Raw genomic sequence first — 422 nt, 5'->3', positions numbered from 1 at the left:
ATTTGCTTGTGGGCGAGAAAGTTAAAAGCCGCCTGAGGAGGCGGCTTTTAGGTTTAGAAGGTAGACGTCAAATTTCTAACGAATTGAATCATTTCTTTATCATAGCTATAAGGCTGGGTCGTGTAAAAAGAAAGAATCCTCCAATTCAAACCATTTTGCCTAATTATTGCCATTTTTAAAGAAGTATTAACGAATCCACTAATTTTATCGCTATCAGTAATGCATAATTTTTTATCATCGATGTCTTCGTAATAATCATTATTAGAGTCGAAAACTACTTTACTTGTTAAGGTACCCTTTAAATCGTTTACATACTTTTTAAATTCAGTGCCATCGTCTTTATCATATCCAAGGTTTACCACTGCATTAGTGTTTACATTGACAAATGAAATGAAAGGCTTACCGCCATTATCTACAGATTC

Annotated in this window: 1 protein-coding gene; it reads right to left on the bottom strand. The window is 33.9% G+C overall.

Going from position 1 to position 422, the window contains the following annotated elements; all coding sequences use genetic code 11:
- Positions 1 to 53: 53 nt before the first annotated feature.
- Positions 54 to 422: hypothetical protein (locus CYR55_RS23760; RefSeq protein WP_165699668.1), on the bottom strand; the 369-nt coding region annotated here is incomplete at its 5' end.

Source organism: Chimaeribacter californicus, from assembly GCF_002858675.1.
GTDB lineage: Bacteria > Pseudomonadota > Gammaproteobacteria > Enterobacterales > Enterobacteriaceae > Chimaeribacter > Chimaeribacter californicus.
Note: the sequence above shows the minus strand (reverse complement) of the source record. Positions and strands in the feature narration are given on the sequence as shown.